We start from the raw sequence: 22,697 nt of genomic DNA on the forward strand, positions 1-22,697 counted from the left end.
ACAGAAGCCCCTGAGGCGCAGGTCAGAGGTGCAGCGGCTGTCGCTCTGGGCGCCGGCGTGAGCTGTCGCGGTCGCTGCCCGACCGAACGAGCACCGCGCCGATGACTGCCTGGAGGACGGGGACGGACGCGAGGAGGGTCGTGGCTCCCGCCCACGAGCCCAGTGCTTCCTGCCCCGCCGCGAGGGTGAGCGGTCCGAGCGCGGCAAGAGTGACGCCGAGCGTCTGGCTCATCGAGGACAGCGCGGCGGCATGCTGCGTCGAGCGGGCGCTGACGATGACGAGCGCGTAGGCGATGCCGACCGAGGCGCCCTGCCCCGCGCCGATGAGGACGGCGCCGAGGATGCGCGCGTCCGGGACGAGGGCGACGACGACGAGACCTGCGGCGATCGGGGTCGGAGCGAGGACGGCGAGCGTGCGGGTCGTCGCTCGACGTCGTGTGGCGAGGGGTGCGAGGAACGAGAGCGGCACCGCGACGATCCCCGCGAGAGCGGTCACCGCCCCCGCGGTGGTGGCCGCTGTGCCGCCCGCCTCCAGGATCGTCGGGAGCCAGGCCGCCGTCGTGTAGAACAGCAACGAGGTGAGCCCGAGGTAGGCGGTGAGCAACCAGGCGGCGGGGTCCCGCCAGACGCTCGCCGGTCGTGGAGCGGTCGTCGGCTCCGGCGTGTCTTCGTCTGGGTGAGGTCTCGCGGACGGGCCCGCGCCTCTGTGCGTTGTCCTCGACCCTGCGACACCCAGCCAGCAGGCGAGCGCCAGCAGCGGGAGCACCGCCCACGTGGCGAGGGCGGTGCGCCAACCGCCGCCGAGCAGTGCGCCCAGCGGGAGGGTGAGACCTGCCGCGAGGGCAGGCCCGAGACTGAGCCCTGCCGTGTACAGGGCCAAGACCGCCCGCGAGCTCCCCGGCCGGGCAGCACGGACGACGGCAGGCGCGAGCACGCTGGCCACCGCGACGGCGAGCCCGAGGAGGACGGTTCCGAGCCACAGCAGACCGGGCTGCGGCAGGGATCGCACGAGGACGCCGAGACCTGCCGCGAGGAGCGCGCAGGCGATGAGCGTGCCGAGGGAGATCCGACGGAGCAGGAAGGGGACCGTCGGGGCCATCACCACGAAGCACAGCAGCGGCACGCTCGTGAGGAGGGCGAGCACCGTCGGGTGCCGGCCCGTCGTCGCCTCGATGGCCGTGAGCACCGGCCCGACCGCCGTCGTCGGCGCACGCAGCGTGAGCGACAGCAGCAGGATCGACGCGCCGACCAGAAGGACGGGGGAGCGGGGGGCCGCACCCGGCGACGGGCGCTGACCGACTCTCGTCGCCGCGCTCCGCGGTTGCTTCTCGCTCATCCCGTCCCTGCACACGGCGAGCACGGGGGTCCGACGTGCGTGGTGCACGACCGTGCTCCGCGTCGTGCGTCGGGCAGTCCCTTGGCGTCGGCGACGCTATCAGTGGTCGTCCGCAGCCACGACATCCGCTCGCTCCGCAGCGCGAGCCGGTGAGAACCGGGTCGGGCGGCCGTCGATTGACGTGCGGCGGCGAGGTCTCGCCGCGACGCGCCGGGCGCGGTGCGTGATTCGGGGTCGGCCCGTCCGTACTGTGGTGACGCACATACGGGGGAGTGCGCGCACGAAGTCAGACCAGGCAGGGCGAGGATGCCCACCGCGACCCCGAGGAGGCCGACGGCGATGGCCACGACCACCGAGCAGTCCACACTCACCTACGCCGAGGCCGCGTACCTCGTGTGGCTGGAGTGGGAGGAAGAGCGTCACCGGGACGGCGCCCCGGCGATGATGGCGTGGGACGAGATGTCGGAGTCCTTCCGTCGGCTCCTGGTTCTCAGGCGTCACGGCCACCGCGTGTCGGTCTGAACACGTGCGCGCAGGAGGTGCGTGCGTCCAGGACGAGTCCAATAGCTGACGCGCGCGGATGCCGGCTGGGTCCGAGAGTCCTTGCGCTGCCGGCGGTTCTCTGACAGCGCTGCGGCTGCATCGAATATAGGCTCCCGTCCATGGACATGCTGACGGGCGAGCAGATCGCTGCGGCCGGCCTGACCGACTGGCGCAAGCTGGCCCAGGGACTGCATGCCCGCTACGTGGTTGAGGACTTCAGCACCGGTGCACGATTCGTCGCCGCAGTGGGGGAGGCGGGCGACGCGCTCGGACATCACCCGAGCGTGTCGATCGGCAACGGGTGCGTCGACCTCAAGCTGACCAGCGACGACGCCATCTACCGCGACGACGCGGGAACCGAACACGTCGTCGAATGGGTGACCCAGCAGGACGTCGACCTCGCGCGACGGATCACCGAGATCGCCGCCGACCACAAGGTCGACGCCGATCCGGCCTCGGTCAGCGTCATCGAGCTCGGCCTCGACACGGCACATTCCGCGACCATCGCTCCCATGTGGGCCGCCCTGCTGGTCGGCAGCGCCGAGGCCCAGGGGCATGGGTCGCCTAGCGACGAGATCCGGGACGCCACGGGACGGGTACCGAACCTGTGGTTCGGGGACGCCGATGAGCACGAGACCCCGCGCCAGCGGTTCCACATCGAGGTCTATGTGGCGCCTGAGGTTGCCAAGCAACGGATCGCCGCCGCCCTCGCCGCGGGTGGGACCGTCGTCGATGACAGCAACGCGCCCTCGCTCACCGTGATCGCCGACCAGGACGGCAACCGGGGAGTCGTGTGCGTCGACGTGTCTGCTGCTAAGAAGGATTGATCTACCCAGCGCGACCGGAATGACATAATGTACATTATCGGATCGGAGGGCAGGGGCTCAGTCGCAGCTCAGGGGCTCACGAGAGCTGCACCAGGTCGCGAACCCCGTCCCGGGTCGAGATCGGGATCTCCGTCGAGATAGGCGTCGCCGCGGAGGAACATCGGCGTCGCCGCGCGAGGGAACATCGACATCGCCGCTTGACGGAACGGCAAGCTGCTCTGCACTCCTGCCGATCCGCCGGTCGAGCGGTCAGCGCTTGACCTCGTACCTGGTCAGGACGACGCCCTCGGGAAACGTCCGGGTCTCCACCAGGCTCAGGTTCACCCAGGTGTCCAGCTCCGTGAAGAACGGCGTGCCGCCGCCCACCAAGACCGGTGCGGTGGCGAGCACGTACTCGTCGATCAGCCCGGCCCGCATGGCCGCCGCGGCGAGGGTGGCGCCGCCGATGTCCATGGGGCCGCCGTCCTCGGCCTTGAGCCGGGTGATCTCGGTGACCGCGTCGCCGGTGACCAGCCGGGTGTTCCCCTCGACCGTGCTCGTCGTCGAGGAGAACACCACCTTCGGCATGTCCCGCCATCGGCGGGCGAACTCGATCTCCGCCGGTGTGACGCCAGGCTGCTGGTCGGCGGTCGGCCAGTGCGAGCTCATCGTCTCCCACAGCTTGCGCCCGTACAGCGCCAGGCCCGTCTCACCCACCCGGTCGGACCACCACTGGAACAGCTCGTCGCTCGGCACGCTCCAGCCGATGTCGTCGCCCGGCGCGGCGATGTAGCCGTCCAGGCTCACATTCATGCCAAAGGTCAGCTTCCGCATGCGGTCAGCCTCCCGTGAGTCGGTGCTCGGCGTACAGACAAATACGGCGCGGAAACTCATCGGCACGACCACACCGAGGGCCGGCTGACCACCACACCGAGCGCGTGGGCGGCTACCTCGTGTGGGGCTGAGGCGAGGCGTCCCGCCGTCGGTCATGGACCTCCGGGAGCGGCTCGAAGCCGGCCGCTCGGTAGGTCGCGACCCCGCCGACGTTGGAGCTCGGGGTGGCGACGATCGCGCTCGACGAGCCGAGCTCCTGGAGTGCGGCCGCCGCCGCGACGGTGATCGCCTTGCCGTAGCCGTGACCGCGATGGTCACGGTGTACACCCATCGGCTCCAGCAGCCCCGGCCGCCCCGGACCGGCCGACCAGACGGTGACCGTTGCGACGGCGCGGTCCTCGTCGTCGTAGGCCACCAGGCACCGCGCGTCCGGGTAGAGCGGTCCGCCGGCCATCGCGTGCCAGCGCTCGTCCGTGAACGTCGACCTCTCGAACGCGGCCCGCTGGACGGCGGACCGCTCGTGGATCCGCTCCGGACCGATCTTCTCGATCCGCACCCCCGGGTCCTGCACCGGCTCGGCGAGGTCGCGGCGCAGCGGCGTCCACGGCTCGTCGGTCTCCCAGCCGTCGGCGAGCAGCAGCTCGTGGACCAGGGCGTCCGTGGGTGCCTCGAGGTACACCTTCCCCGGCGGGAGGACCCCACGCTCCGGCTCGGTCATGTCGGCGACCACCTGCTGCGCCAGTTCCGGGTCACGGCGGGCATCCGGCGCGATCGTCAGCCGCAGCAGCCCGGGACCGTCGAGCAGTCCGACCGCGAGAACCTCACCGTCCCGGCTCCAGGTCCGGACCGCCGCGGCCGTCGCCTCTGCCCCGAACCGCCAGAACCAACCCAGATCCCCCGGATGCAGCTGCATTGGTGCGCCGTCGTACTGCCAGTCTCGCAGCGCATCTATGGGCTCCCGGAGCCCGTCGGCCTCCGGCGTCCTCAGTAGGATCGTCATGCCTCGATCACACCACGGCACGGCACGGGGCCGCGCCTCATTATCGGGAGCACAGCGTCCTCTCCGGCCCGGGCGGAGCCCGCAAGCCGGTGAACGGAGTCGTCCGCTACCCCTCGGTCCTGAGGCGGACGGTGGTCCCCCAGGGGTCGTCCAGCACCAGGCCACCATCGACCGTCATGTACTCGTACCCGGCCGCATCGAGGCGGGCCGCTGCATCCTGGATATCGGCCTGAGCCGGCACCATGACGGTGAACGACCCCAGTCCCAGGGTGGCAGGCCGCTCCCCCGCTCCCGCCGAGGTCCACGTGTTCACTGCCAGGTGGTGGTGGTAGCCGCCGGCCGCCATGAAGAGCGCCCCGTCGGACTCGGCGGTGACAGCGAAGCCGAGAAGGTCGACGTAGAAGTCGCGGGCGGCGTCGAGGTCACCGACCTTGAGATGCACGTGCCCGGTCGTGACCTCCCCGGACGTCGTGCCGTACAGGTGCTCGGAGATGAACGCATTCGGGTCCAGCGGTGCGGATCCCATCTGGACCTGACCGTCGTCCCACACCCAGTCCTGCCGCGGTGTGTCGATGTACAGCTCGAGGCCGTTGCCCTCGGGGTCGGAGAAGTAGAACGCCTCCGACACAGCGTGGTCGGCCGACCCGCCGTACAGGTGTCCGGCGGTGCTGAACATGCCGACCAGGGCTCGCGCGAGGGCGGGGCCGTCCGGGTACAGGATCGCGGCGTGGTAGAGGCCGGCGTCGGCAGGGCTGGTGGAGGGCCCGTCTGCGGCGACGAGCCGGATGATCTCCTGCCCGTCGGCGCCGAGGGCGACCGCGCCGTCGCTCTCGCTCAGCACCTCCAGACCCAGCGAGCTCGTGTAGAAGGACCGCATGGCGTCGACGTCCGCGACGGCGAGCTCGACACCACCCATCCGGGTGTCGGCATCGATGACCGAGGCGGGGATGCGCGCGTCGTCAGCGTCGGCCCTGAGTGCCCAGAAGGCGGCGGCAGCCACGGCGACGGCGATCACGACGACGATTCCGACGGTGCGGCGACCGGGTGCGGTGGTGGTCATGAACAGGGAACCTCTGCGCCGACGCACGCTATTTCGTGTGCATCTGTGACGTTCCGGACAACCGCGTTCCGCCGTGGAGACGGCGGAGGACACCCGCTCCGCCGTGGCGACGGCGGAGGACACCCGCTCCGCCGTGGCGACGGCGGAGGACAGCTGGGTGTCAGTCGGCGTCCTCGATGGCCAGGAGCATCGTGCCCTCCGGGTCCCGCAGGTAGGCGACCCGCTCACCCCACGGCATGTCCGCCGGTGGTACGACGACGTCGGCGGCGGCCGCCGCGGTGACGGCGTCGAGGTCGGGCACGTACAGGCAGACGTCGACGGCGTGCCCGGTCGCCGGAAGGGGCGTCTCGCCGTACATGGCGGGTCCGGTACCCCGGCCGAGGGCGATCTGACCCGATCCGATGCGCAGCGTCAAGTAGTCGGCGTCGCCCTCGTCGGGGAACTGGTACGCGACCTCCCCGGCCAGCACACGCTCGTACCAGTGCCGGGTCCTGGCCAGATCGGCACAGTTGATGATCGGGAAGACCTCACCTCTCGCCATGCTCCAGCGTATTCGCCGCGAGTGCGGGCGCGGCGGATCACCCTGGACCGGGAGTCACCTCCGCGGATGTCGAGAACTCCTGCGCGGCTTCGTCCCCGCAGTGAGCACGGCCACAATGGGCCGTACCCGAGGAAGGAGAGAACGATGGCCAAGTACCTGCTTCTCAAGCACTACCGCGGCGGACCGCGCCCGCTGTACGACCTGCCGATGGACCGGTGGACACCCGAGGAGATCTCCACCCACGTGAAGTACATGGACGACTTCGCCGCCCGCCTCGAGACCACCGGCGAGTACGTCGACGGGCAGGCCCTCTCCCCCGACGGCACCTTCGTCCGTTACGACGGCGAGGGACGCCCACCCGTCACCGACGGGCCGTTCGCGGAGACCAAGGACCTCATCGCAGGCTGGATGGTGATCGACGTCGACAGCTACGACCGTGCGCTGGAGCTGGCCGCCGAGCTGTCGGCGGCGCCCGGCGCCGGCGGGGAGCCGCTGCGCGAGTGGCTCGAGGTGCGTCCGTTCCTGACGGCGCCGCCGACCGTCACGGAGTGACCGGGGTGGACGAGGGCCTCGTACGGAGGCTGACGCCCGCCGTCATCGGGGTCCTCGTCCGCCGCGGCGCGGGCTTCGCGGCGGCCGAGGACGCCGTCCAGGACGCGCTGGTCGAGGCGCTCCGGGCATGGCCGGACGATCCCCCGCGAGACCCCAAGGGCTGGCTCGTCACGGTGGCGTGGCGGAAGTTCCTCGACGGCGCACGCGCCGAGTCGTCGCGGCGTCAGCGCGAGGAACGCGTCCTGGAGTGGCCGGCCCCCACCCCCGGCCGGGAGGCGGACGACACGCTCGCGCTCTACTTCCTGTGCGCCCACCCCTCACTCACGCCGGCCTCGGCGGTGGCGCTCACCCTGCGCGCCGTGGGCGGGCTGACGACGCGGCAGATCGCGCAGGCCTACCTCGTGCCGGAGGCGACCATGGCCCAGCGCATCAGCCGGGCGAAGCGCACCGTCTCGGACGTCCGGCTCGACCGGCCCGGCGACGTCGCCACCGTGCTGCGGGTCCTCTACCTCGTCTTCAACGAGGGCTACTCCGGCGACGTCGACCTCGCCGCCGAGGCGATCCGGCTGACCCGCCAGCTGACGACGATGACCGACCACGAGGAGGTCGCCGGACTCCTGGCGCTGATGCTGCTGCACCACGCACGGCGTCCGGCACGCACCCGCGCTGACGGCAGCCTCGTCCCGCTCGCCGAGCAGGACCGCACCCGGTGGGACACGGAGATCATCGCCGAGGGGGTCGACGTGCTCCAGCACGCGCTCGCGCGGCAGCGGATCGGTGAGTTCCAGGCCCAGGCCGCCATCGCGGCGCTGCACGCCGACGCACTGACCGCCGCGGAGACCGACTGGGTCCAGATCGTCGAGTGGTACGACGAGCTCGTGCGACTCACGGACAGCCCGGTCGCCCGCCTCAACCGTGCCGTCGCGGTGGGCGAGGCCGACGGCCCACGGGCCGGGCTGGCCGCCCTGGCGGAGCTCGACGGCTCCCTCCCCCGCCACAGCGCCGTCGCGGCGTACCTGCACGAACGCGACGGAGACACGGTCGTTGCCGCCCGGCTCTACTCCGAGGCGGCCCGGCTCGCCTCCAACGCCGCCGAACGGGACCACCTGACCCGGCAGGCCGCCCGGCTCAACGCGACGAGCTGACTGCGGCCGGACGGTGCGAGGCAACCACCTGCCCGAGCGCCAGCGCCAGATGGATCGACTTACTTGTGAAACAGATCGAAGAACCATAGATTCATGCCGTCAATCGATCACAAGGGGTTGTCATGGGCAGACTCGCCCTCGTCGCGCTGCGCATCGCGCTCGCGCTTATTCTCGCCGGCACGCTGTACGTCCAGCTGATGATCGTGCCGCTGCTGGCGCTCGACCTCCAGAGCTCGGAGGGAGTCACGCTCGGGGACGTCCAGCTGCCGCCGCTGGCTGTCGTCTTCCTCGTGATCGTCGTCCTCGGCATGGTGACGGTCCAGGTCACGGTGGTGTGCGTGTGGCGTCTGCTCACCATGGTGCGCCGCGGCACGGTCTTCTCCCACGCCGCCTTCCGGTACGTCGACATCGTGATCGGCGCGATCGGTGCCGCATCGTTGCTCGTCCTCGGGATCGCCGTCGTCCTCGCGCCGGGAGGGGTCGCCCCGGGCATCGTCCTGCTCATCTGCGGTGCGGCCGTGATGGTCGCCGGGGTCGCGCTCATCGTCTTCGTGATGCGCATGCTCCTCGCCCAGGCGGTCGCGCGCGACGCCGAGGCGAACGACCTGCAGGCGCAGCTCGACGAGGTCATCTGATGGCGATCGTGGTGGACATCGACGTGATGCTGGCCCGGCGCAAGATGGCGGTCGGAACGCTCGCCGACCGGGTCGGCATCACCCCCGCGAACCTTGCCGTGCTCAAGAACGGACGCGCCAAGGCCGTCCGGTTCGCCACTCTCGCCGCGCTGTGCGAGGTGCTGGACTGCCAGCCCGGCGACCTGCTCCGGTGGGAGCCCGAGGAGCCGGCGGGGCTGGTCGGAGCGGGCGGCGACGGTGAGCCGTTGCCCCGGGCGGCCGACGGCTGAGCGAGCGTCTCCCCGCGGACCTCGTCGCGTCGCGGGAGGAGGTCGGGCGACGGCGGGAGAAGGTCAGCCGACGTACGCCGCGAGGTGCTTGCCCGTGAGCGTCGAACCGGTGGCGGCGAGATCGGCGGGCGTGCCCTCGAAGACGATCTGTCCGCCGTCGTGGCCGGCGCCGGGACCGAGGTCGATGATCCAGTCCCCGTGTGCCATGACCGCCTGGTGGTGCTCGATGACGATCACCGACCTGCCGGAGTCCACGAGCCGGTCGAGCAGGCCGAGCAGTTGCTCGACGTCGGCGAGGTGCAGGCCGGTGGTCGGCTCGTCGAGGACGTAGATCTCGCCCTTCTCCCCCATCTGCGCAGCCAGCTTGAGCCGTTGCCGCTCACCGCCGGACAGCGTGGTGAGCGGCTGCCCCAGCGTGAGGTAGCCGAGCCCGACGTCGGCGAGCCGGGCGAGGATCTTGTGCGCGGCCGGGATGCGGGCCTCGCCCTCGGCGAAGAATGCCTCCGCCTCGCTCACGGGCATCGCGAGCACCTCGGCGATGTTCTTCCCGCCGAGCGTGAACTGAAGGACCGCCGCCTGGAACCGCTTCCCCTCGCACTCCTCGCAGGTGGACTCGACGGTGGCCATGACACCGAGCTCGGTGTAGATGACGCCCGCACCGTTGCAGGTGGGGCAGGCGCCCTCGGAGTTCGAGCTGAACAGCGCGGGCTTGACGCCGTTCGCCTTCGCGAACGCCTTGCGGATCGGGTCGAGCAGCCCGGTGTACGTGGCGGGGTTGCTCCGCCGGGAGCCGCGGATCCCGGTCTGGTCGATCACCACGACGCCGTCGCGACGGGCGAGCGAGCCGTGGATGAGCGAGCTCTTGCCGGAGCCGGCGACCCCCGTGACCACGCAGAGCACCCCGAGCGGGACGTCGACGTCGACGTCCTTGAGGTTGTGCGTGGCGGCGCCGCGGATCTCGATGACGCCGGAGGCCTCCCGCGCCTTCTCCTTGAGCGAGGCGCGGTCGTCCAGGTGCCTGCCGGTGACGGTGCCGGAGGCGCGCAGCTCCTCGACCGTCCCCTCGAACACCAGGTCCCCGCCCGCCGTGCCGGCACCCGGCCCGAGGTCGACGACGTGGTCGGCGATGGCGATGGCCTCGGGCTTGTGCTCGACGACGAGCACCGTGTTGCCCTTGTCGCGCAGCTGCAGCAGCAGGTCGTTCATCCGCTCGATGTCGTGGGGGTGCAGACCGATCGTCGGCTCGTCGAACACGTATGTCACGTCGGTCAACGATGAGCCGAGGTGGCGGATCATCTTGGTGCGCTGCGCCTCTCCCCCGGACAGCGTGCCGGCCGGGCGGTCCAGGGAGAGGTAGCCGAGCCCGATCTCGGTGAAGGAGTCGAGGAGGTGCTGCAGTCCTTTGAGGAGCGGCGCCACCGAGGGCTCGTCCAGACCTCGGACCCATGCGGCGAGGTCGCTGATCTGCATGGTGCAGACGTCGGCGATGCTCTTGCCCCTGATCGTCGACGAGCGGGCCTCGGGGCTGAGCCGGGTGCCGTCGCACTCGGGACAGGTCGTGAAGGTCACCGCCCGGTCGACGAAGGCGCGCACGTGCGGCTGCATCGCCTCGCGGTCCTTGGAGAGCATCGACTTCTGGATCTTGGGGATGATGCCCTCGTAGGTGAGGTTGACCCCCTCGACCTTGATCTTGACCGGCTCGCTGTAGAGCAGCTTGTGCTGCTCCTTCGCGGTGAACTTCCCGATCGGCTTGTCCATGGGCAGACCTGCGCCGGCGAAGATCCGGCCGTACCAGCCGTCCATGCTGTAGCCGGGGACGGTGAGGCCGCCCTCGCTCAGCGACTTCGACTCGTCGTACAGCGCGGTCAGGTCGAAGTCGTTGACCCGGCCCATGCCCTCGCAGCGCGGGCACATGCCGCCGAGCTGGTGGAAGGTCGCCTTCTCGGCCTTGGTCTTGTTGCCTCGTTCGACGGTGATCGCCCCGCTGGCCTTCACCGTGGGCACGTTGAACGAGTAGGCGTTGGGCGAGCCGATGTGCGGCTGCCCGAGCCGGCTGAACAGGATCCGCAGCAGGGCGTTGGCGTCGGTCGCCGTGCCGACCGTGGAGCGCGGGTTGGCGCCCATCCGCTCCTGGTCGACGATGATCGCCGTCGTCAGGCCGTCCAGGAAGTCGACGTCCGGCCGCGGCAGGTTGGGCATGAAGCCCTGGACGAACGCGCTGTAGGTCTCGTTGATCATCCGCTGGCTCTCCGCGGCGATCGTGTCGAAGACCAGCGAGCTCTTCCCGGAGCCGGAGACACCGGTGAACACCGTGAGCCGACGTTTCGGGATGTCGACGGTGACGTCCTTGAGGTTGTTCTCGCGTGCGCCCTGCACGCGGATCAGGTCGTGGCTGTCGGCGACGTGCGTCGAGGGTGCCTTCGTCTCCGTCGTGGTCATGCGCGTGTCTCCATCTGCCGGCTGCCGGCGCCCTCGTCGTCGAGGCGCCGGTCGTGATGTTGTCAGGAGGTGGTCGTGCTCGTCACCCCCGCGTGCGCCGTCAGCGCACCTCGAAGATGCGGATCATGTTCCCGGCCGGGTCGCGCAGCGCGCAGTCGCGCACGCCCCACGGCTGGTCGGTCGGCTCCTGGACGATCTCGACGTCGCCGGCCTGGAGCTTCTCGAACGTGCCGTCGAGGTCCGGGGTGGCCAGGTTGATGCCCGCGTAGGTGCCCTTGGCCATCATCTCGGCGATGGTCCGGCGCTCGTCGTCGGTGATCCCGGGGTCCGCGGCCGGCGGCGTCAGGACGATCGCCGTGTCGGGCTGTCCGGCCGGGCCGACGGTGAGCCAGTGCAGGCCCTGGTACTCCACGTCGTTGCGGACCTCGAACCCCAGGGTGTCGCGGTAGAACGCCAGGGACGCTTCGTGGTCGGTGTGCGGGAGGTAGCTCTGGTGAATGGTGATGTCCATGACGGTCACGCTAGCTGCGGCTCTCCGACAGGCGCTTCTCGATTCCTGATCGGTCTGGTCACCTGCTTCGCGACGCACGGCGGCATCCCCGCGGCCGCGCCCGCCTCCCGACGGCGGTACTCGCTCGGCGACATGCCGACGAGCTCGGAGAAGCGGGTGCTGAAGGTGCCCAGCGAGGAGCTGCCGACGGCGAAGCAGACCTCGGTGACGCTGAGGTCGCCGCGGCGCAGCAGCGCCATCGCGCGTTCGACCCGGCGGGTCATCACGTACGCGTACGGCGACTCCCCGTAGGCGAGCTTGAACTGGCGGCTGAGGTGCCCGGCAGACATGTGGACGCCGCGGGCGAGCGCCTCGACGTCGAGCGGCTGGGCATACTCCCGGTCGATCCGGTCGCGGACACGGCGCAGGAGCGCGAGGTCGCGCAGGCGCTCCGTGGGTGCGGGCTCGCTCACACCCGAGATCGTACGTCCGGGTCGGCCTCGACGTCGCGAGCCTCGACGCCGCGAGCCTCGGCGTGCGGGGCCGCGACGTCCTCCCGGGCGACCCGGCGCACGAGCGTGCAGAGGGTCTCGCGCTCGCCGGCCGTCAGCGGCCCGAGCACGGCGTCCTCGGCGACCTGGACACGCCGCTCGAGCGCCGTCAGGGTCTGCGCGCCGGCCGGGGTCAGCACGACCCTCCGCCGGCGCCGGTCGGCCGGGTCGGGGCGACGTTCGACGAGGCCGGCACCGACGAGGTCGTCGATGAGGTACGTCATCACGGTCCGGTCGATCCCGAGATGCCCGGCGAGAGAGAGCTGGCTCGGTTGGTCGCCGCGCGCCACGGCGCTGAGGATCTGGTAGCCCCGGTGGGCGTGCGGGACGTCCGCCAGGGCCGCCGCCACCGATTCCTGGTAGCTGCGGAACAGGGCGCCGAGGGACCATCCGAAGTCGTCCGGCTCATGCCGGTGGTCATCCGGCCCACGCCCGTGGTCATCGGGTCCGCGGTCGGTGTGCTCGCCCGTCGTGCTACCCATGCCGGAATGCTAGCCACCAACCCGTGGTTGTCCAACAGGTCGGGGCAACATATCGTCTGTCCTGCAACGTATCTGTGGCGCTGAGGAAGAAGGAACATGCCGGACTACGGACACGACCTCCTGTTCGGGTCGTTCATCACCCCGACGAACGCCGCACCGGAGAAGGTGGTCGGTCTGGCGCAGCTGAGCGAGCAGGTCGGCCTGGACCTGGCGACCTTCCAGGACCACCCCTACCAGCCGGGCTTCCTCGACACCTGGACCCTGCTGAGCTGGATCGCCGCGTCCACCGAGCGGATCCGCGTGGCACCCAACGTCACCAACCTCCCGCTGCGCCCGCCCGCGGTCCTGGCCCGGGCCGCCGCGAGCCTCGACCTGCTCTCCGCCGGCCGCCTCGAGCTGGGCCTCGGCGCCGGCGGGTTCTGGGACGCCATCGAGGCCATGGGCGGACGCCGGCTCACACCCGGCCAGGGCGTGGACGCGCTCAGCGAGGCGATCGACGTCATCCGCGGCATCTGGGACACCTCGACCCGCGAGCGCCTCGTGGTCGACGGGACCTACTACCGCCTCGACGGCGCCAAGCGCGGCCCCGCCCCGGCGCACGACATCGGCATCTGGCTCGGGGCCTACAAGCCCCGCATGCTGCGTCTGACCGGCCGGAAGGCGGACGGCTGGCTCCCGTCGCTCGGTTACGTCAAGAGCCTTCAGGAGCTCGCGGACGCCAACGAGATCATCGACGGCGCCGCCGCCAAGGCGGGCCGCTCCCCCGGCGACGTCCGACGCCTGCTCAACATCAGCGGACAGTTCACCCAGACCGCGAGCGGGCGGCTGCTCGTCGGCCCGCCCGAGCAGTGGGTGGAGCAGCTCGCTGCGCTCACGCTGCAGTTCGGGTTCAGCGGCTACATCATCACCGGTGACGACCCCACCAGCCTCGCCCTCCTCGGTCAGGAGGTCGCGCCCGCGCTGCGCGAGCTCGTGGCTGCCGAGCGCGGTGCCGACAAGCGCGGTGCCGACACCCGGCGACGCGACTCCGACGCCGTCGCGTCCACCTCCCCGACCGCGAGCTGAGCGGGGGACGGACAGTGGACTACGGACACCCCCTGCAGCTCGGCACCTTCATCACACCGACCAACGACCGGCCGCAGGCACCGGTCGAGCTCGCCGTACTGAGCGAGCAGCTCGGACTCGACCTCGTCACGTTCCAGGACCACCCCTACCAGCCGCGGTTCCACGACACCTGGACGCTGCTGAGCTGGGTCGCCGCGAAGACGTCCCGCATCCGTCTCGCCCCCAACGTGGTCAACGTCCCCATGCGCCCGCCCGCCGTCCTCGCGCGGGCCGCGGCGAGCCTGGACCTGATGTCCGGGGGCCGGGTCGAGCTCGCGCTCGGCGCCGGCGCGTTCTGGGACGCCATGGGTGCGATGGGCGTCCCGCGGCTCCGGCCGGGCGAGGCCGTCGACGCGCTCGGCGAGGCCATCGACGTCATCCGGGGCATCTGGGCCGCCGACGGCACCATCACGGTCCCCGGCGAGCACCACGAGCTGCGGGGAGCCGCCTCGGGACCGGCGCCGGCGCACAACATCGGGATCTGGGTCGGCGGCGGCAGGCCCCGCATGCTCGGGCTGACCGGGAGCCAGGCCGACGGCTGGGTGGTCCCGGGCGGCACGGCGGGCCTGGAGGCGCTCGCGGCCGGCAACGCCGTGATCGACGACGCCGCCACCGCCGCCGGTCGCGACCCGCGCGAGATCCGCCGCATCGTCAACGTCGCCGGCCGCTTCGCCGACCCGTCGGGCGGACCGGCCACGGGCCGCGGCCCGCTCGCCGGGCCGCCCGCACAGTGGGTGGAGCAGCTCCTGCCCCTGGTCGTCGAGGACGGCGCCGGCACGATCATCCTCGCCACCGACGACGCGGACGATCTCCGCCGGTTCGCCGGCGAGGTCGCCCCGGCGCTGCGCGAGGCCGTCGACGCCGAGCGGGGAGCCCGCGGCACCCGCGTCGCCGAGATCCCCAGCATCCGCATCAGGGCCGCACGCCGGGACCAGATCGACTACGACCTGGTCCCCGCCTCCCTGCGGCGCGGCGCCGTCGAGCCCGGCGACGCCCGCTACCCCACCGTGCGGTCCGGCTACATGCGCGGCGGCTCCCCGGGCCTCGTGCTCCAGGTGCGCGACAGCTCCGAGGTCGCCACCGCCCTCGCCTTCGCCCGCACCCAGCCCGTGCCCCTGTCGATCCGCAGCGCCGGCCACGGCATCAGCGGCCGCTCCACCAACGACGGCGGCATCATCATCGACGTCTCCCGGATGAACCGGATCGAGATCCTCGACGAGCCCTCGCGGCTCGTGCGCATCGAGCCCGGCGCCCGCTGGGGCGAGGTCGCCGCCGCGCTGCAGCCCCACGGGTGGGCGCTGAGCTCGGGCGACTACGGCGGCGTCGGGGTCGGCGGTCTCGCGACGGCCGGCGGCATCGGCTTCCTCGGCCGCAAGTACGGCCTGACCATCGACCACCTGCGGGCCGCCGAGCTGGTCCTCGCCGACGGCACGTCCGTGCGGGCGAGCGCGACGGAGAACCCGGACCTCTTCTGGGCCGTCCGCGGTGCGGGTTTCAGCTTCGGCGTCGTCACGGCGCTGGAGTTCGTCGTCGACGAGGTCGGCGACGTCGGGTTCGCCCAGCTCGCCTACGACGCCGGCGACACCGCCGAATTCCTGCACGGGTGGGGGGCGGCGGTCGAGGCCGCGCCGCGTGACCTGACGAGCTTCCTGATCATGGGCCGGCCCCGCGGTGAGCAGGTCGTGGCCCAGACCATGACGATGATCGACTCCGACGACGCCGACACGATCCTGCAGCAGCTGCAGCCGTTCGCCGCGATCGGACCGCTCGTCGGTCAGCAGGTCCAGATCGCCCCCTACGCCGCCGTCGTCAGCCCGCCGGAGGCGCTGCACGCCAGTCAGGGCGAGCCGGTCAGCCGCAGCGGCCTGCTCGAGCACATCACGCCCGAGTTCGCCGCCGCGGCCGAACGCCTCATCAGGAGCGGCGCGACCTACTTCTTCCAGATCCGCTCGCTCGGCGGCGCCACGGCGGACGTCGCCCCCGACGCCACCGCCTTCGCGCACCGCACCGCGAACTTCTCGGTGGCCGCGATGGGCGCCAGCCGTGCCCGGCTCGACCAGGCCTGGGAGGCGCTGCGGCCCCACTTCTCGGGCCTGTACGTCAGCTTCGAGACCGACACCCGCCCGGAGCGAGTCCACGAGGCCTACCCGGCCGGCACCCTCGAGCGGCTCCGTGAGCTCAAGCGACGCCACGACCCCGACAACGTCTTCCGGGACAACTTCGCCATCGCCCCGGCCGAACAACCGGTGCTGCCGTAGCGCACCGCACGAGCGGCATCGGCTGACGCTCGTGCGAGGGCGTCGCCGTCGCCGTCGCCGTCGCCGTCGCCGTCGCACGAGCGGGACGCCTTGCGGCGCCCCGTGACCCCGGTGACGGCCGCGTTCCTCTGGGCAGGGCGGTTCGGCGCTCTGTAGTGTCGGCGTCCGTGCCTGACATGGACGACCACGGACGCACCGACCCGCCGACGGCGGCCGACGAGGCGGCGACCCTCCTCGGCTTCCTGGACTACCACCGCGACACTCTCGAGTGGAAGTGCTCCGGTCTCGACGAGACCGGGCTGCGCTCGACGGTCGGGCCGTCGCCCATGACTCTCGGCGGGCTGCTCAAGCACCTGGCCTATGTCGAGGACAGATGGTTCTCCGTGCGTCTGCTCGGGCAGGACCCGCGGCCGCCCTGGGACACGGTGGACTGGACGACCGACCCCGACTGGGACTGGCACTCGGCGGACGAGGACTCCCCCGACGACCTCCGCCAGCTCTGGCGCGACTCCGTGGCCAGATCCCGTTCGCTGGTCGTGCGTGCCCTCGGCGACGGCGGCATGGACCGTCCCGCCGCACTCGCCCTGGCCGACGGTCGGGTGCCGAGCGTGCGGTGGATCGTGTGCCACATGATCGAGGAGTACGCCAGGCACAACGGGCACGCCGACCTCCTCCGGGAGTCGGTGGACGGGCAGACCGGGGAGTAGCCGAGCGCTGATGCACACCGGCCAGGTGGATGTCCCGGTCGAGGTCGTGGCCGGCCTCGTCGCGGAGCAGTTCCCGCGGTGGCGCCGCCTCTCGGTCCGGCCGGTCGCCTCGGACGGCACGGTCAACGCCCTGTTCCGCCTCGGCGACGACGTCGTGCTGCGGTTCCCCCTCCGGCCGGCTCCCGACCTGGTCGACGAGCTCCGTCGCGAGCAGGACCACGCCCGGCGGCTCGCTGCCCTGCTGCCGGTGGCGGTGCCCGAGCCCCTCGGGCTCGGCGCCCCGGGCACGGGCTACCCCGGCCCCTGGACGGCCTACCGCTGGCTCCCCGGCGCGCCGGCCGACCCCAGAGCCGTCGGTGCGGACAGTCACTTCGCCCGCGACCTCGCCGCCGTGGTCGACACCCTCCACGGCATCGCGACCGACGGGCGCCGGTGGGACGGCCGCAGCCGGGGTGGACCGCTGGCGACCATGGACGCCGCCGTCCGGAAGGCACTCGCGCGGAGCGGCCACCTGGTGGACGCCGCGCACCTCCGACGGGTCTGGGAGAGCAGCCTCACCGCGCCGCACCCGACGGTCGAGTCTTGGCTGCACGCCGATCTCATGCCCGGCAACCTCCTCGTCCGGGACGGGCGGCTGGCGGCTGTCATCGACCTCGAGACCGTCTGTGTCGGCGATCCGGCCGTCGACCTCATGCCGGCGTGGAACCTGCTCCGCGGTGCCGCACGGCAGACCTTCCGGCAGCGGCTCGGCGCCGACGACGCCATGTGGGAGCGAGGGCGTGGATGGGCGCTGGCCCAGGCGGTCGTGGCGCTGCCCTACTACGAGCACACCAACCCACCCATGGCCCAGACGGCTCGGCGGACACTCGAGGCGCTGCTCGAGCCGGCGCCGGGGCAGACCCGTCGCTGAGTCGTCGCTCCGCCTCCGACCGGCCGCTCCGGCTTACCGGTCACTCCCGTCCGGCCACCACCCGCGACCAGCCACACCGACCGGGCGCACCGCCTCACCGGGCGGGCCGATCACCGCGACCTGGCGACAACGACCGTCGCGCCGAGGTGCCCTGAGGTCTCGATGCGGGCGTCGAGCCCGCCGCGCGCAGCGGCCTCGACCGTCCGTCGGGCCTGCTGCGCGCTCGTCTCCACCAGCACGTGCCCACCCGGCGCCAGCCACTCCCCCGCCGTAGCCAGGACCCGGCGCTGCACGTCGAGGCCGTCCGGTCCGCCGTCGAGCGCGGCACGTGGCTCGTGCAGCCGGGCCTCCGGAGGCATCAGGGCGATCGACGCCGTCGGGACGTACGGGGCGTTGACGACCAGGATGTCGACCCGACCCCGCAGCGCCACGGGAACGGGCTCGAAGAGGTCACCGAGGTAGACCGCGCCACCGAACGGCTCGACGTTCTGCCGGGCACAGACCACCGCCACGGGGTCGATGTCCGCGGCGTGCAGCTCGATGCCCGCGGCCCGCGCGGCGACCGCAGCGCCGATGGCACCGGTGCCGCAGCACAGGTCGAGGACGACCGCCCCCGGTCGGGCGACGGCCGCCGCGAGAGCGACGACGTGCTCGGTGCGACGGCGCGGCACGAACACGCCCGGCGCCGTGGCGATGCGGAGGCCGCCGAACTCGGCCCATCCGAGCACCTGCTCGAGCGGGACGCCCGAGATCCGGCGCGCCACCAGGGCGTCCAGCTCGCCCGCAGTGCGCGCGGCGGCCACCAGCAGCAGTGCCTCGTCCTCGGCGAACACGCAGCCGGCGGCCCGCAGCCGCCCCACCAGGTCGGGGCGTCGCTCGGCCGCGGCGGCCGGTGCATCGGTCATCCGGCGGCCCCGTCGGCCGCTGCCTGCGGGACCACGATCCAGGTGGCGCGGGCCACGCCCAGCGTCCGACCGTCCTCGCCGTAGACGGACGTGGCGGTGAAGACCTTGCGCCCCTCGCCGCCGAGCACCTGTCCCATCACCACGCACTCCTCCCCTGCCGCCGGGGTCGCCCGCACGTGAGCGGTCATCCGGCCCAGCACCATGGGCCGGCCCTCGATCGGCGCCGCCCACCCGCCCGGGCAGTCCAGCGCCGCCCAGACCATCTCCGAACGGCCGGCGAGGTCCGGATCGGGCACCCAGAGGCAGGCGGTCCGCCCGTCGCCGAGTCGTCCCGGCGTCAGGCGCATCCCGTCACCGGGTCGGCGGGCGGGACCGCAGACGAAGCACTCCGGGAAGGGGTGCCGTTCGCGGCCGCCGTACGCGGCCGCAGCCTCCACGGCGCGGCCCGGGTCGACCGGTTCGACCGGGACCAAGGACTCCTCCGGCGTGCGCTGCGCCTCGGCGACCGTCGCGCCGTCGTGGACGAGAGTGACGCCGTCGCCCTCGTCGCCGCTCGTCGCCAGCTCCTCCTCGAGCGGAGGTGGTCGGCGCAGGGTGACGGTGACGACGCCCGGACCGACCAGCGCGGCGAGACGGCCCGCCACCCAGCCCCCGTTGCCCGAGGTCGTCGGGCCGCGGAAGCGGTGGGGCACGGTCAGCGTCATGCTGGGACGGTACTGCGCGATGTGCGCCGTCGTCGCCTACCGGTTGGAGCACCTGTGTCCACGTCATCGTCTCCTGTCACGCCGGAGCTCGGCCGCCTCGGGCTCTGGCGGGGCGGAACGCTGCTCACGCCCGAGACGGCCGCCGAGGTGGAACGGCTCGAGTACGGGACGATCTGGATCGGCGGCTCCCCCGACGCCGATCTCACCATCGCGGAGCAGCTCCTCGATGCGACCGAGAACCTCACGATCGCCACCGGCATCGTGAACATCTGGAAGTCCCCGGCGGCAGAGGTCGCTGCATCGTTCCACCGCGTCGAGCGGAACCACCCGGGGCGGTTCCTGCTCGGCGTCGGCATCGGGCACCGCGAGTCGCTCGGGGACCGGTACCGCAAGCCGTACTCCGCGCTCGTCTCCTACCTCGACACCCTGGACGCCGAGGGCGTTCCCGCGCACCGCCGCGTGATCTCGGCGCTCGGGCCGCGCACCCTCGCACTCGCCGCCGAGCGCGCCGCCGGCACCCACCCGTACATGACCACGCCCGGGCACACACGCTTCGCCCGCGACATCCTCGGTCCCGGCCCGATCGTGGCACCCGAGCAGCGGCTCGTCCCGACCACCGATGCCGCGGCCGCACGCGACGCGGCCCGCACCTTCCTCTCCCGGTATCTCTCGCTGTCGAACTACCGACGCACGCTCGAGTCCCACGGGTTCACCGCCGCCGATCTCGACGACGGCGCCACGGACGCCGCGGTCGACGCGTTCGCTCCCCACGGCACCGCGGCCGACCTCGCCGCCGCCGTGCAGGGACATCTCGATGCGGGAGCGGACCACGTCTGCGTCCAGATGCTGCCGGCGCGCGAGGATCCGCTCCCCGCGCTCGAGGTGCTGGCGGGCGAGCTCGGACTGCGCAGCGACGTCCCGTCCGGCCCGCCCGGGAGCGTTCGCCGGTGAGGCCGCGCGTCTGGTCCCACGGTGCGCGGAGCACGGGATCGGGCTGCCCTCGCCTCTCGCGCGCCAAGCTCCCTCACCCCGTGGGCGGCTCGATGACGTCCCACTTGTTGCCGTAGAGGTCCTCGAGGATGACCACCCGCCCGTGCGGCTCCTCGCGGACCTCCTCGGTGGCCACCGCACCGTGGCCCAGGGCGGCGGCCAGCACGGCGTCGAGGTCGGTCACGTGCAGGAAGAAGCCGACGCCGTCCCCGTTCTGGCGGCCCACGAGCTCGCGCTGCCCGGGCTTCGCGACGGCGAGGCGCAGCCCGGCGCCGCGGCTGCGTGAGCCGACGACGACCCACCGCTTCCCGCCGCCCTGCGGGCTGTCCTCGAGGAGCTCGAGGCCGAAGGCGCGGGTGTAGAAGGCGATCGCCTCGTCGTAGTCGCGGACGAGCACGTTGACCAGGGCGACGTGACTCATGCGCCGCTCCCTCGCCGGAGCGGGAGCCAGGCCAGCACGTCCTGGATCTTCTCGTCCCAGTAGCCCCACTCGTGCTCGCCCGGGCCGGTGGTGTAGGTCAGCGGTGCCCCGACCTGCTCGGCCTTCTGCGCGAAGACCTGGTTGCCGTCGAAGAGCGGGTCCTCGGTGCCGCAGCAGGCGTACAGCGCCGGCAGCGCGGCCGGATCCGCCCGCTCGAGCAGGGCCAGCAGGTCGTTCTCGGTGCCCCGGACCGGGTCGGGCCCGTACACCCGGCGGTAGAGCTCGTCGCGCTCCCCCGACTCGTGCAGCGCGGCGACGTCGAGCACCCCGGACAGGCTCGCCGCGGCGGCGAACCGCTCCGGCCGGGACAGGGCCCAGCGCATCGCCCCGTAGCCACCCATCGACAGCCCCGCCACGAACGTGCCCTCCCGGGCCGGGGAGACCCGGAAGAAGCCCTGCACGATCTCGGGCAGCTCCTCGGTGAGGAAGGTGCCGTACCGGTTCCCGTGGTGCTCGTCGACGTACATGCTGCGGTCGACCTGGGGCATGACGACGGCCAGGCCGAGGTCGGCGACATACCGCTCGACCGAGGTGCGGCGCAGCCAGATCGTGCAGTCGTCGCTCAGCCCGTGCAGCAGGTACAGCACCGGGGCGTCGCCGGCCGGCCCCGCACCGGCCATGCCGATCTGCCCCTCGGACGCCTGGGGCAGGATCACTGTCATCGATGTGCTGACGCCGAGCACCTCGGAGAAGAAGTCGCAGCGGACCAGTGCCACGGCTCAGCGCCCGCCGGTGACGGTCCCGCGCCCGCCGAGCAGCGCCCAGGTGCCGGGCAGCAGCAGTGCGGCGGCGACGGCCTTGATCGCGTCCCCGACGAGGAAGGGCAGCACCCCGAGGACCAGCGCCTCGACCAGCCCCACGCCCAGGAACACCATGAGCCACGGCACCCCGACCACGTACACCAGGGCGCTCGCGAACAGGGCCCCGACGGCGGTGCGCCACGGCGAGCGGTCCGCGCCGCGCCGGGCGAGATGCCCGAGCAGCACCGCCCCGGGCAGGTAGCCGAGCGCGTAGCCGAACGAGGCCATCGCCCACCCGCTGGCCCCACCGGCGAAGACGGGGGCACCGAGGAGCCCTGCCGCCAGGAGCACCAGGATGCTCAGCGCGCCGCGCGCCGGTCCGAGCGCGGCGCCGACGAGGAGGACGGCGAACGTCCCGAGCGTCAGCGGGACAGGGGTGAACGGCAGCGGCACGGCGACCTGCCCGACGGCGGCGACGAACGCGGCGCCGCCGAGGACGAGCGCGGTGTCGCGCACGCGGGCGCCGGGCAGGATGTCGGCGAGCACGGCGCGGGCGGACGGTGCGGGCAGGGGGACGACGGCGGTCATCTGCACTCCTTCGGTGGTTCGGCGTGCCCAGCATGCCGCATCACCGGCGCCGGGCCTACGTGGCGTCTCACGGGTCCCACCCGGCACACCCGGGGTGCACGCACGCCGCACCTGCGGTAGACCCATGTCACACAACTGCCGCGTCCTCGATGGAACACCGGCGCACCCGCCGGCGTTGGACAGGGTGGAAACACAGCGGGTGGTGGGCCCACGTGCCCCCACTATCCGGGCGGCGCGCACCAGCCACCGGACCACTCACGAGCGAGGGAGATGCTCATGGCAGAACGCTCACTACGCGGTATGAAGATCGGCGCCAACAGCATGGAGTCGGACGAGGGCGTTGACTTCGCCCCCCGGATCAAGGCCGAGTACACCTGTCCGGACGGGCACAGCTTCACGCTGCCCTTCTCGGTCGACGCCGAGCTCCCCGCCGTCTGGGAGTGCCGGTGCGGCAAGGAGGCGCTGCTGCGTGACGCCACCCGGCCCGAGCCCAAGAAGCCGGTCAAGCCACCGCGTACCCACTGGGACATGCTCCTCGAGCGTCGCAGCATCGCGGACCTGGAGGTCCTGCTCGACGAGCGCCTGACGCTGCTCCGCAGCGGCGAGCTCCGTCGTCGCAGCGCCTGA

The 22,697-nt window shown here is 72.3% G+C and carries 26 protein-coding genes; 12 read left to right on the forward strand and 14 right to left on the reverse strand.

Translation table 11 applies throughout. From position 1 onward, the window contains the following. Positions 1-22: 22 nt before the first annotated feature. Complete coding sequence (locus tag GD748_RS11370; protein WP_152195320.1) at positions 23-1,336, reverse strand: MFS transporter; 1,314 nt, start codon at positions 1,334-1,336, stop codon at positions 23-25. Between the two features lie 339 nt (positions 1,337-1,675). Here GD748_RS11370 and GD748_RS11375 point away from each other — a divergent pair, with 339 nt between their 5' ends. Together GD748_RS11375 and GD748_RS11380 are read left to right on the forward strand one after the other, a co-directional pair. Next, entirely contained in the window at positions 1,676-1,858 is a 183-nt protein-coding gene (locus tag GD748_RS11375; protein ID WP_152195321.1) for a hypothetical protein, read from the forward strand. A gap of 140 nt (positions 1,859-1,998) precedes the next feature. Next, entirely contained in the window at positions 1,999-2,706 is a 708-nt protein-coding gene (locus tag GD748_RS11380) for a VOC family protein (RefSeq protein ID WP_152195322.1), read from the forward strand. Positions 2,707-2,955: 249 nt separating this feature from the next. Here GD748_RS11380 and GD748_RS11385 read toward each other — a convergent pair whose 3' ends face one another. From GD748_RS11385 to GD748_RS11400, 4 genes are all read right to left on the reverse strand, one after another. Beyond that, a complete protein-coding gene (locus GD748_RS11385; RefSeq protein ID WP_152195323.1) occupies positions 2,956-3,519 on the reverse strand; it encodes a dihydrofolate reductase family protein in 564 nt (187 codons plus the stop codon). A 112-nt stretch (positions 3,520-3,631) separates the two neighbouring features. Next, positions 3,632-4,519 carry a GNAT family N-acetyltransferase gene (locus GD748_RS11390; protein ID WP_152195324.1) on the reverse strand — a complete coding sequence of 296 codons (888 nt, stop codon included), beginning with the start codon at positions 4,517-4,519 and terminating at the stop codon, positions 3,632-3,634. A gap of 106 nt (positions 4,520-4,625) precedes the next feature. Next, complete coding sequence (locus GD748_RS11395; protein WP_152195325.1) at positions 4,626-5,579, reverse strand: VOC family protein; 954 nt, start codon at positions 5,577-5,579, stop codon at positions 4,626-4,628. Between the two features lie 160 nt (positions 5,580-5,739). After that, positions 5,740-6,120, reverse strand: coding sequence for a VOC family protein (locus GD748_RS11400; protein WP_152195326.1), 381 nt, complete (start codon positions 6,118-6,120; stop codon positions 5,740-5,742). A 144-nt stretch (positions 6,121-6,264) separates the two neighbouring features. Here GD748_RS11400 and GD748_RS11405 point away from each other — a divergent pair, with 144 nt between their 5' ends. The 4 genes from GD748_RS11405 to GD748_RS11420 all read left to right on the forward strand — a co-directional run bounded on the left by GD748_RS11405 (position 6,265) and on the right by GD748_RS11420 (position 8,721). Further along, complete coding sequence (locus GD748_RS11405) at positions 6,265-6,672, forward strand: YciI family protein (protein WP_152195327.1); 408 nt, start codon at positions 6,265-6,267, stop codon at positions 6,670-6,672. Between the two features lie 5 nt (positions 6,673-6,677). Further along, positions 6,678-7,817: an RNA polymerase sigma factor gene (locus GD748_RS11410; RefSeq protein WP_152195328.1), complete on the forward strand. Its 1,140-nt coding sequence runs from the start codon at positions 6,678-6,680 to the stop codon at positions 7,815-7,817. A 122-nt stretch (positions 7,818-7,939) separates the two neighbouring features. Then, entirely contained in the window at positions 7,940-8,452 is a 513-nt protein-coding gene (locus GD748_RS11415) for a DUF2975 domain-containing protein (RefSeq protein WP_152195329.1), read from the forward strand. Next, on the forward strand, positions 8,452-8,721 hold the full coding sequence (locus GD748_RS11420) for a helix-turn-helix domain-containing protein (RefSeq protein WP_152195330.1): 270 nt from the start codon (positions 8,452-8,454) through the stop codon (positions 8,719-8,721). The genes GD748_RS11415 and GD748_RS11420 overlap by 1 nt, the downstream gene beginning before the upstream one ends. A 63-nt stretch (positions 8,722-8,784) precedes the next feature. On the opposite strand, the gene GD748_RS11425 is transcribed toward GD748_RS11420, so the two are convergent. The 4 genes from GD748_RS11425 to GD748_RS11440 form a co-directional block, all read right to left on the reverse strand. Next, positions 8,785-11,160, reverse strand: a complete 2,376-nt coding sequence (locus tag GD748_RS11425; RefSeq protein WP_152195331.1) for an ATP-binding cassette domain-containing protein — start codon at positions 11,158-11,160, stop codon at positions 8,785-8,787. 100 nt (positions 11,161-11,260) lie between these two features. After that, on the reverse strand, positions 11,261-11,680 hold the full coding sequence (locus GD748_RS11430) for a VOC family protein (RefSeq protein ID WP_152195332.1): 420 nt from the start codon (positions 11,678-11,680) through the stop codon (positions 11,261-11,263). After that, a complete protein-coding gene (locus tag GD748_RS11435; RefSeq protein ID WP_152195333.1) occupies positions 11,677-12,123 on the reverse strand; it encodes a helix-turn-helix transcriptional regulator in 447 nt (148 codons plus the stop codon). The genes GD748_RS11430 and GD748_RS11435 overlap by 4 nt, the downstream gene beginning before the upstream one ends. Continuing rightward, on the reverse strand, positions 12,120-12,683 hold the full coding sequence (locus GD748_RS11440; RefSeq protein WP_152195334.1) for a MarR family winged helix-turn-helix transcriptional regulator: 564 nt from the start codon (positions 12,681-12,683) through the stop codon (positions 12,120-12,122). The genes GD748_RS11435 and GD748_RS11440 overlap by 4 nt, the downstream gene beginning before the upstream one ends. Positions 12,684-12,779: 96 nt before the next feature. On the opposite strand from GD748_RS11440, the gene GD748_RS11445 reads away from it, so the two are divergent. From GD748_RS11445 to GD748_RS11460, 4 genes are all read left to right on the forward strand, one after another. Further along, positions 12,780-13,748 carry an LLM class flavin-dependent oxidoreductase gene (locus GD748_RS11445; protein ID WP_152195335.1) on the forward strand — a complete coding sequence of 323 codons (969 nt, stop codon included), beginning with the start codon at positions 12,780-12,782 and terminating at the stop codon, positions 13,746-13,748. Positions 13,749-13,762: 14 nt separating this feature from the next. Beyond that, positions 13,763-16,045 (forward strand): LLM class flavin-dependent oxidoreductase, encoded by a 2,283-nt coding sequence (locus GD748_RS11450; RefSeq protein WP_152195336.1) that lies wholly within the window; start codon positions 13,763-13,765, stop codon positions 16,043-16,045. Between the two features lie 167 nt (positions 16,046-16,212). Next, on the forward strand, positions 16,213-16,752 hold the full coding sequence (locus GD748_RS11455) for a DinB family protein (RefSeq protein WP_152195337.1): 540 nt from the start codon (positions 16,213-16,215) through the stop codon (positions 16,750-16,752). 10 nt (positions 16,753-16,762) lie between these two features. After that, positions 16,763-17,662, forward strand: a complete 900-nt coding sequence (locus GD748_RS11460; protein WP_152195338.1) for an aminoglycoside phosphotransferase family protein — start codon at positions 16,763-16,765, stop codon at positions 17,660-17,662. Between the two features lie 110 nt (positions 17,663-17,772). Here GD748_RS11460 and GD748_RS11465 read toward each other — a convergent pair whose 3' ends face one another. Together GD748_RS11465 and GD748_RS11470 are read right to left on the reverse strand one after the other, a co-directional pair. Then, entirely contained in the window at positions 17,773-18,567 is a 795-nt protein-coding gene (locus GD748_RS11465) for a putative protein N(5)-glutamine methyltransferase (RefSeq protein ID WP_152195339.1), read from the reverse strand. Continuing rightward, positions 18,564-19,271 carry a hypothetical protein gene (locus tag GD748_RS11470; protein WP_226921227.1) on the reverse strand — a complete coding sequence of 236 codons (708 nt, stop codon included), beginning with the start codon at positions 19,269-19,271 and terminating at the stop codon, positions 18,564-18,566. Before GD748_RS11470 ends, GD748_RS11465 begins: the two co-directional genes overlap by 4 nt. Before the next feature lie 54 nt (positions 19,272-19,325). Here GD748_RS11470 and GD748_RS11475 point away from each other — a divergent pair, with 54 nt between their 5' ends. Then, entirely contained in the window at positions 19,326-20,222 is an 897-nt protein-coding gene (locus GD748_RS11475; RefSeq protein ID WP_152195340.1) for a TIGR03620 family F420-dependent LLM class oxidoreductase, read from the forward strand. 73 nt (positions 20,223-20,295) lie between these two features. Here GD748_RS11475 and GD748_RS11480 read toward each other — a convergent pair whose 3' ends face one another. The 3 genes from GD748_RS11480 to GD748_RS11490 are packed head-to-tail and all read right to left on the reverse strand — an operon-like array spanning position 20,296 to position 22,070. Next, positions 20,296-20,682, reverse strand: coding sequence for a VOC family protein (locus GD748_RS11480; protein WP_152195341.1), 387 nt, complete (start codon positions 20,680-20,682; stop codon positions 20,296-20,298). Next, positions 20,679-21,458 carry an alpha/beta hydrolase gene (locus tag GD748_RS11485; protein ID WP_152195342.1) on the reverse strand — a complete coding sequence of 260 codons (780 nt, stop codon included), beginning with the start codon at positions 21,456-21,458 and terminating at the stop codon, positions 20,679-20,681. Before GD748_RS11485 ends, GD748_RS11480 begins: the two co-directional genes overlap by 4 nt. A gap of 3 nt (positions 21,459-21,461) precedes the next feature. Continuing rightward, complete coding sequence (locus tag GD748_RS11490; protein ID WP_152195343.1) at positions 21,462-22,070, reverse strand: biotin transporter BioY; 609 nt, start codon at positions 22,068-22,070, stop codon at positions 21,462-21,464. Between the two features lie 276 nt (positions 22,071-22,346). Here GD748_RS11490 and GD748_RS11495 point away from each other — a divergent pair, with 276 nt between their 5' ends. Next, positions 22,347-22,697: an RNA polymerase-binding protein RbpA gene (locus GD748_RS11495; RefSeq protein ID WP_152195344.1), complete on the forward strand. Its 351-nt coding sequence runs from the start codon at positions 22,347-22,349 to the stop codon at positions 22,695-22,697.

The organism is Georgenia subflava, from assembly GCF_009193155.1.
Lineage (GTDB): Bacteria > Actinomycetota > Actinomycetes > Actinomycetales > Actinomycetaceae > Georgenia > Georgenia subflava.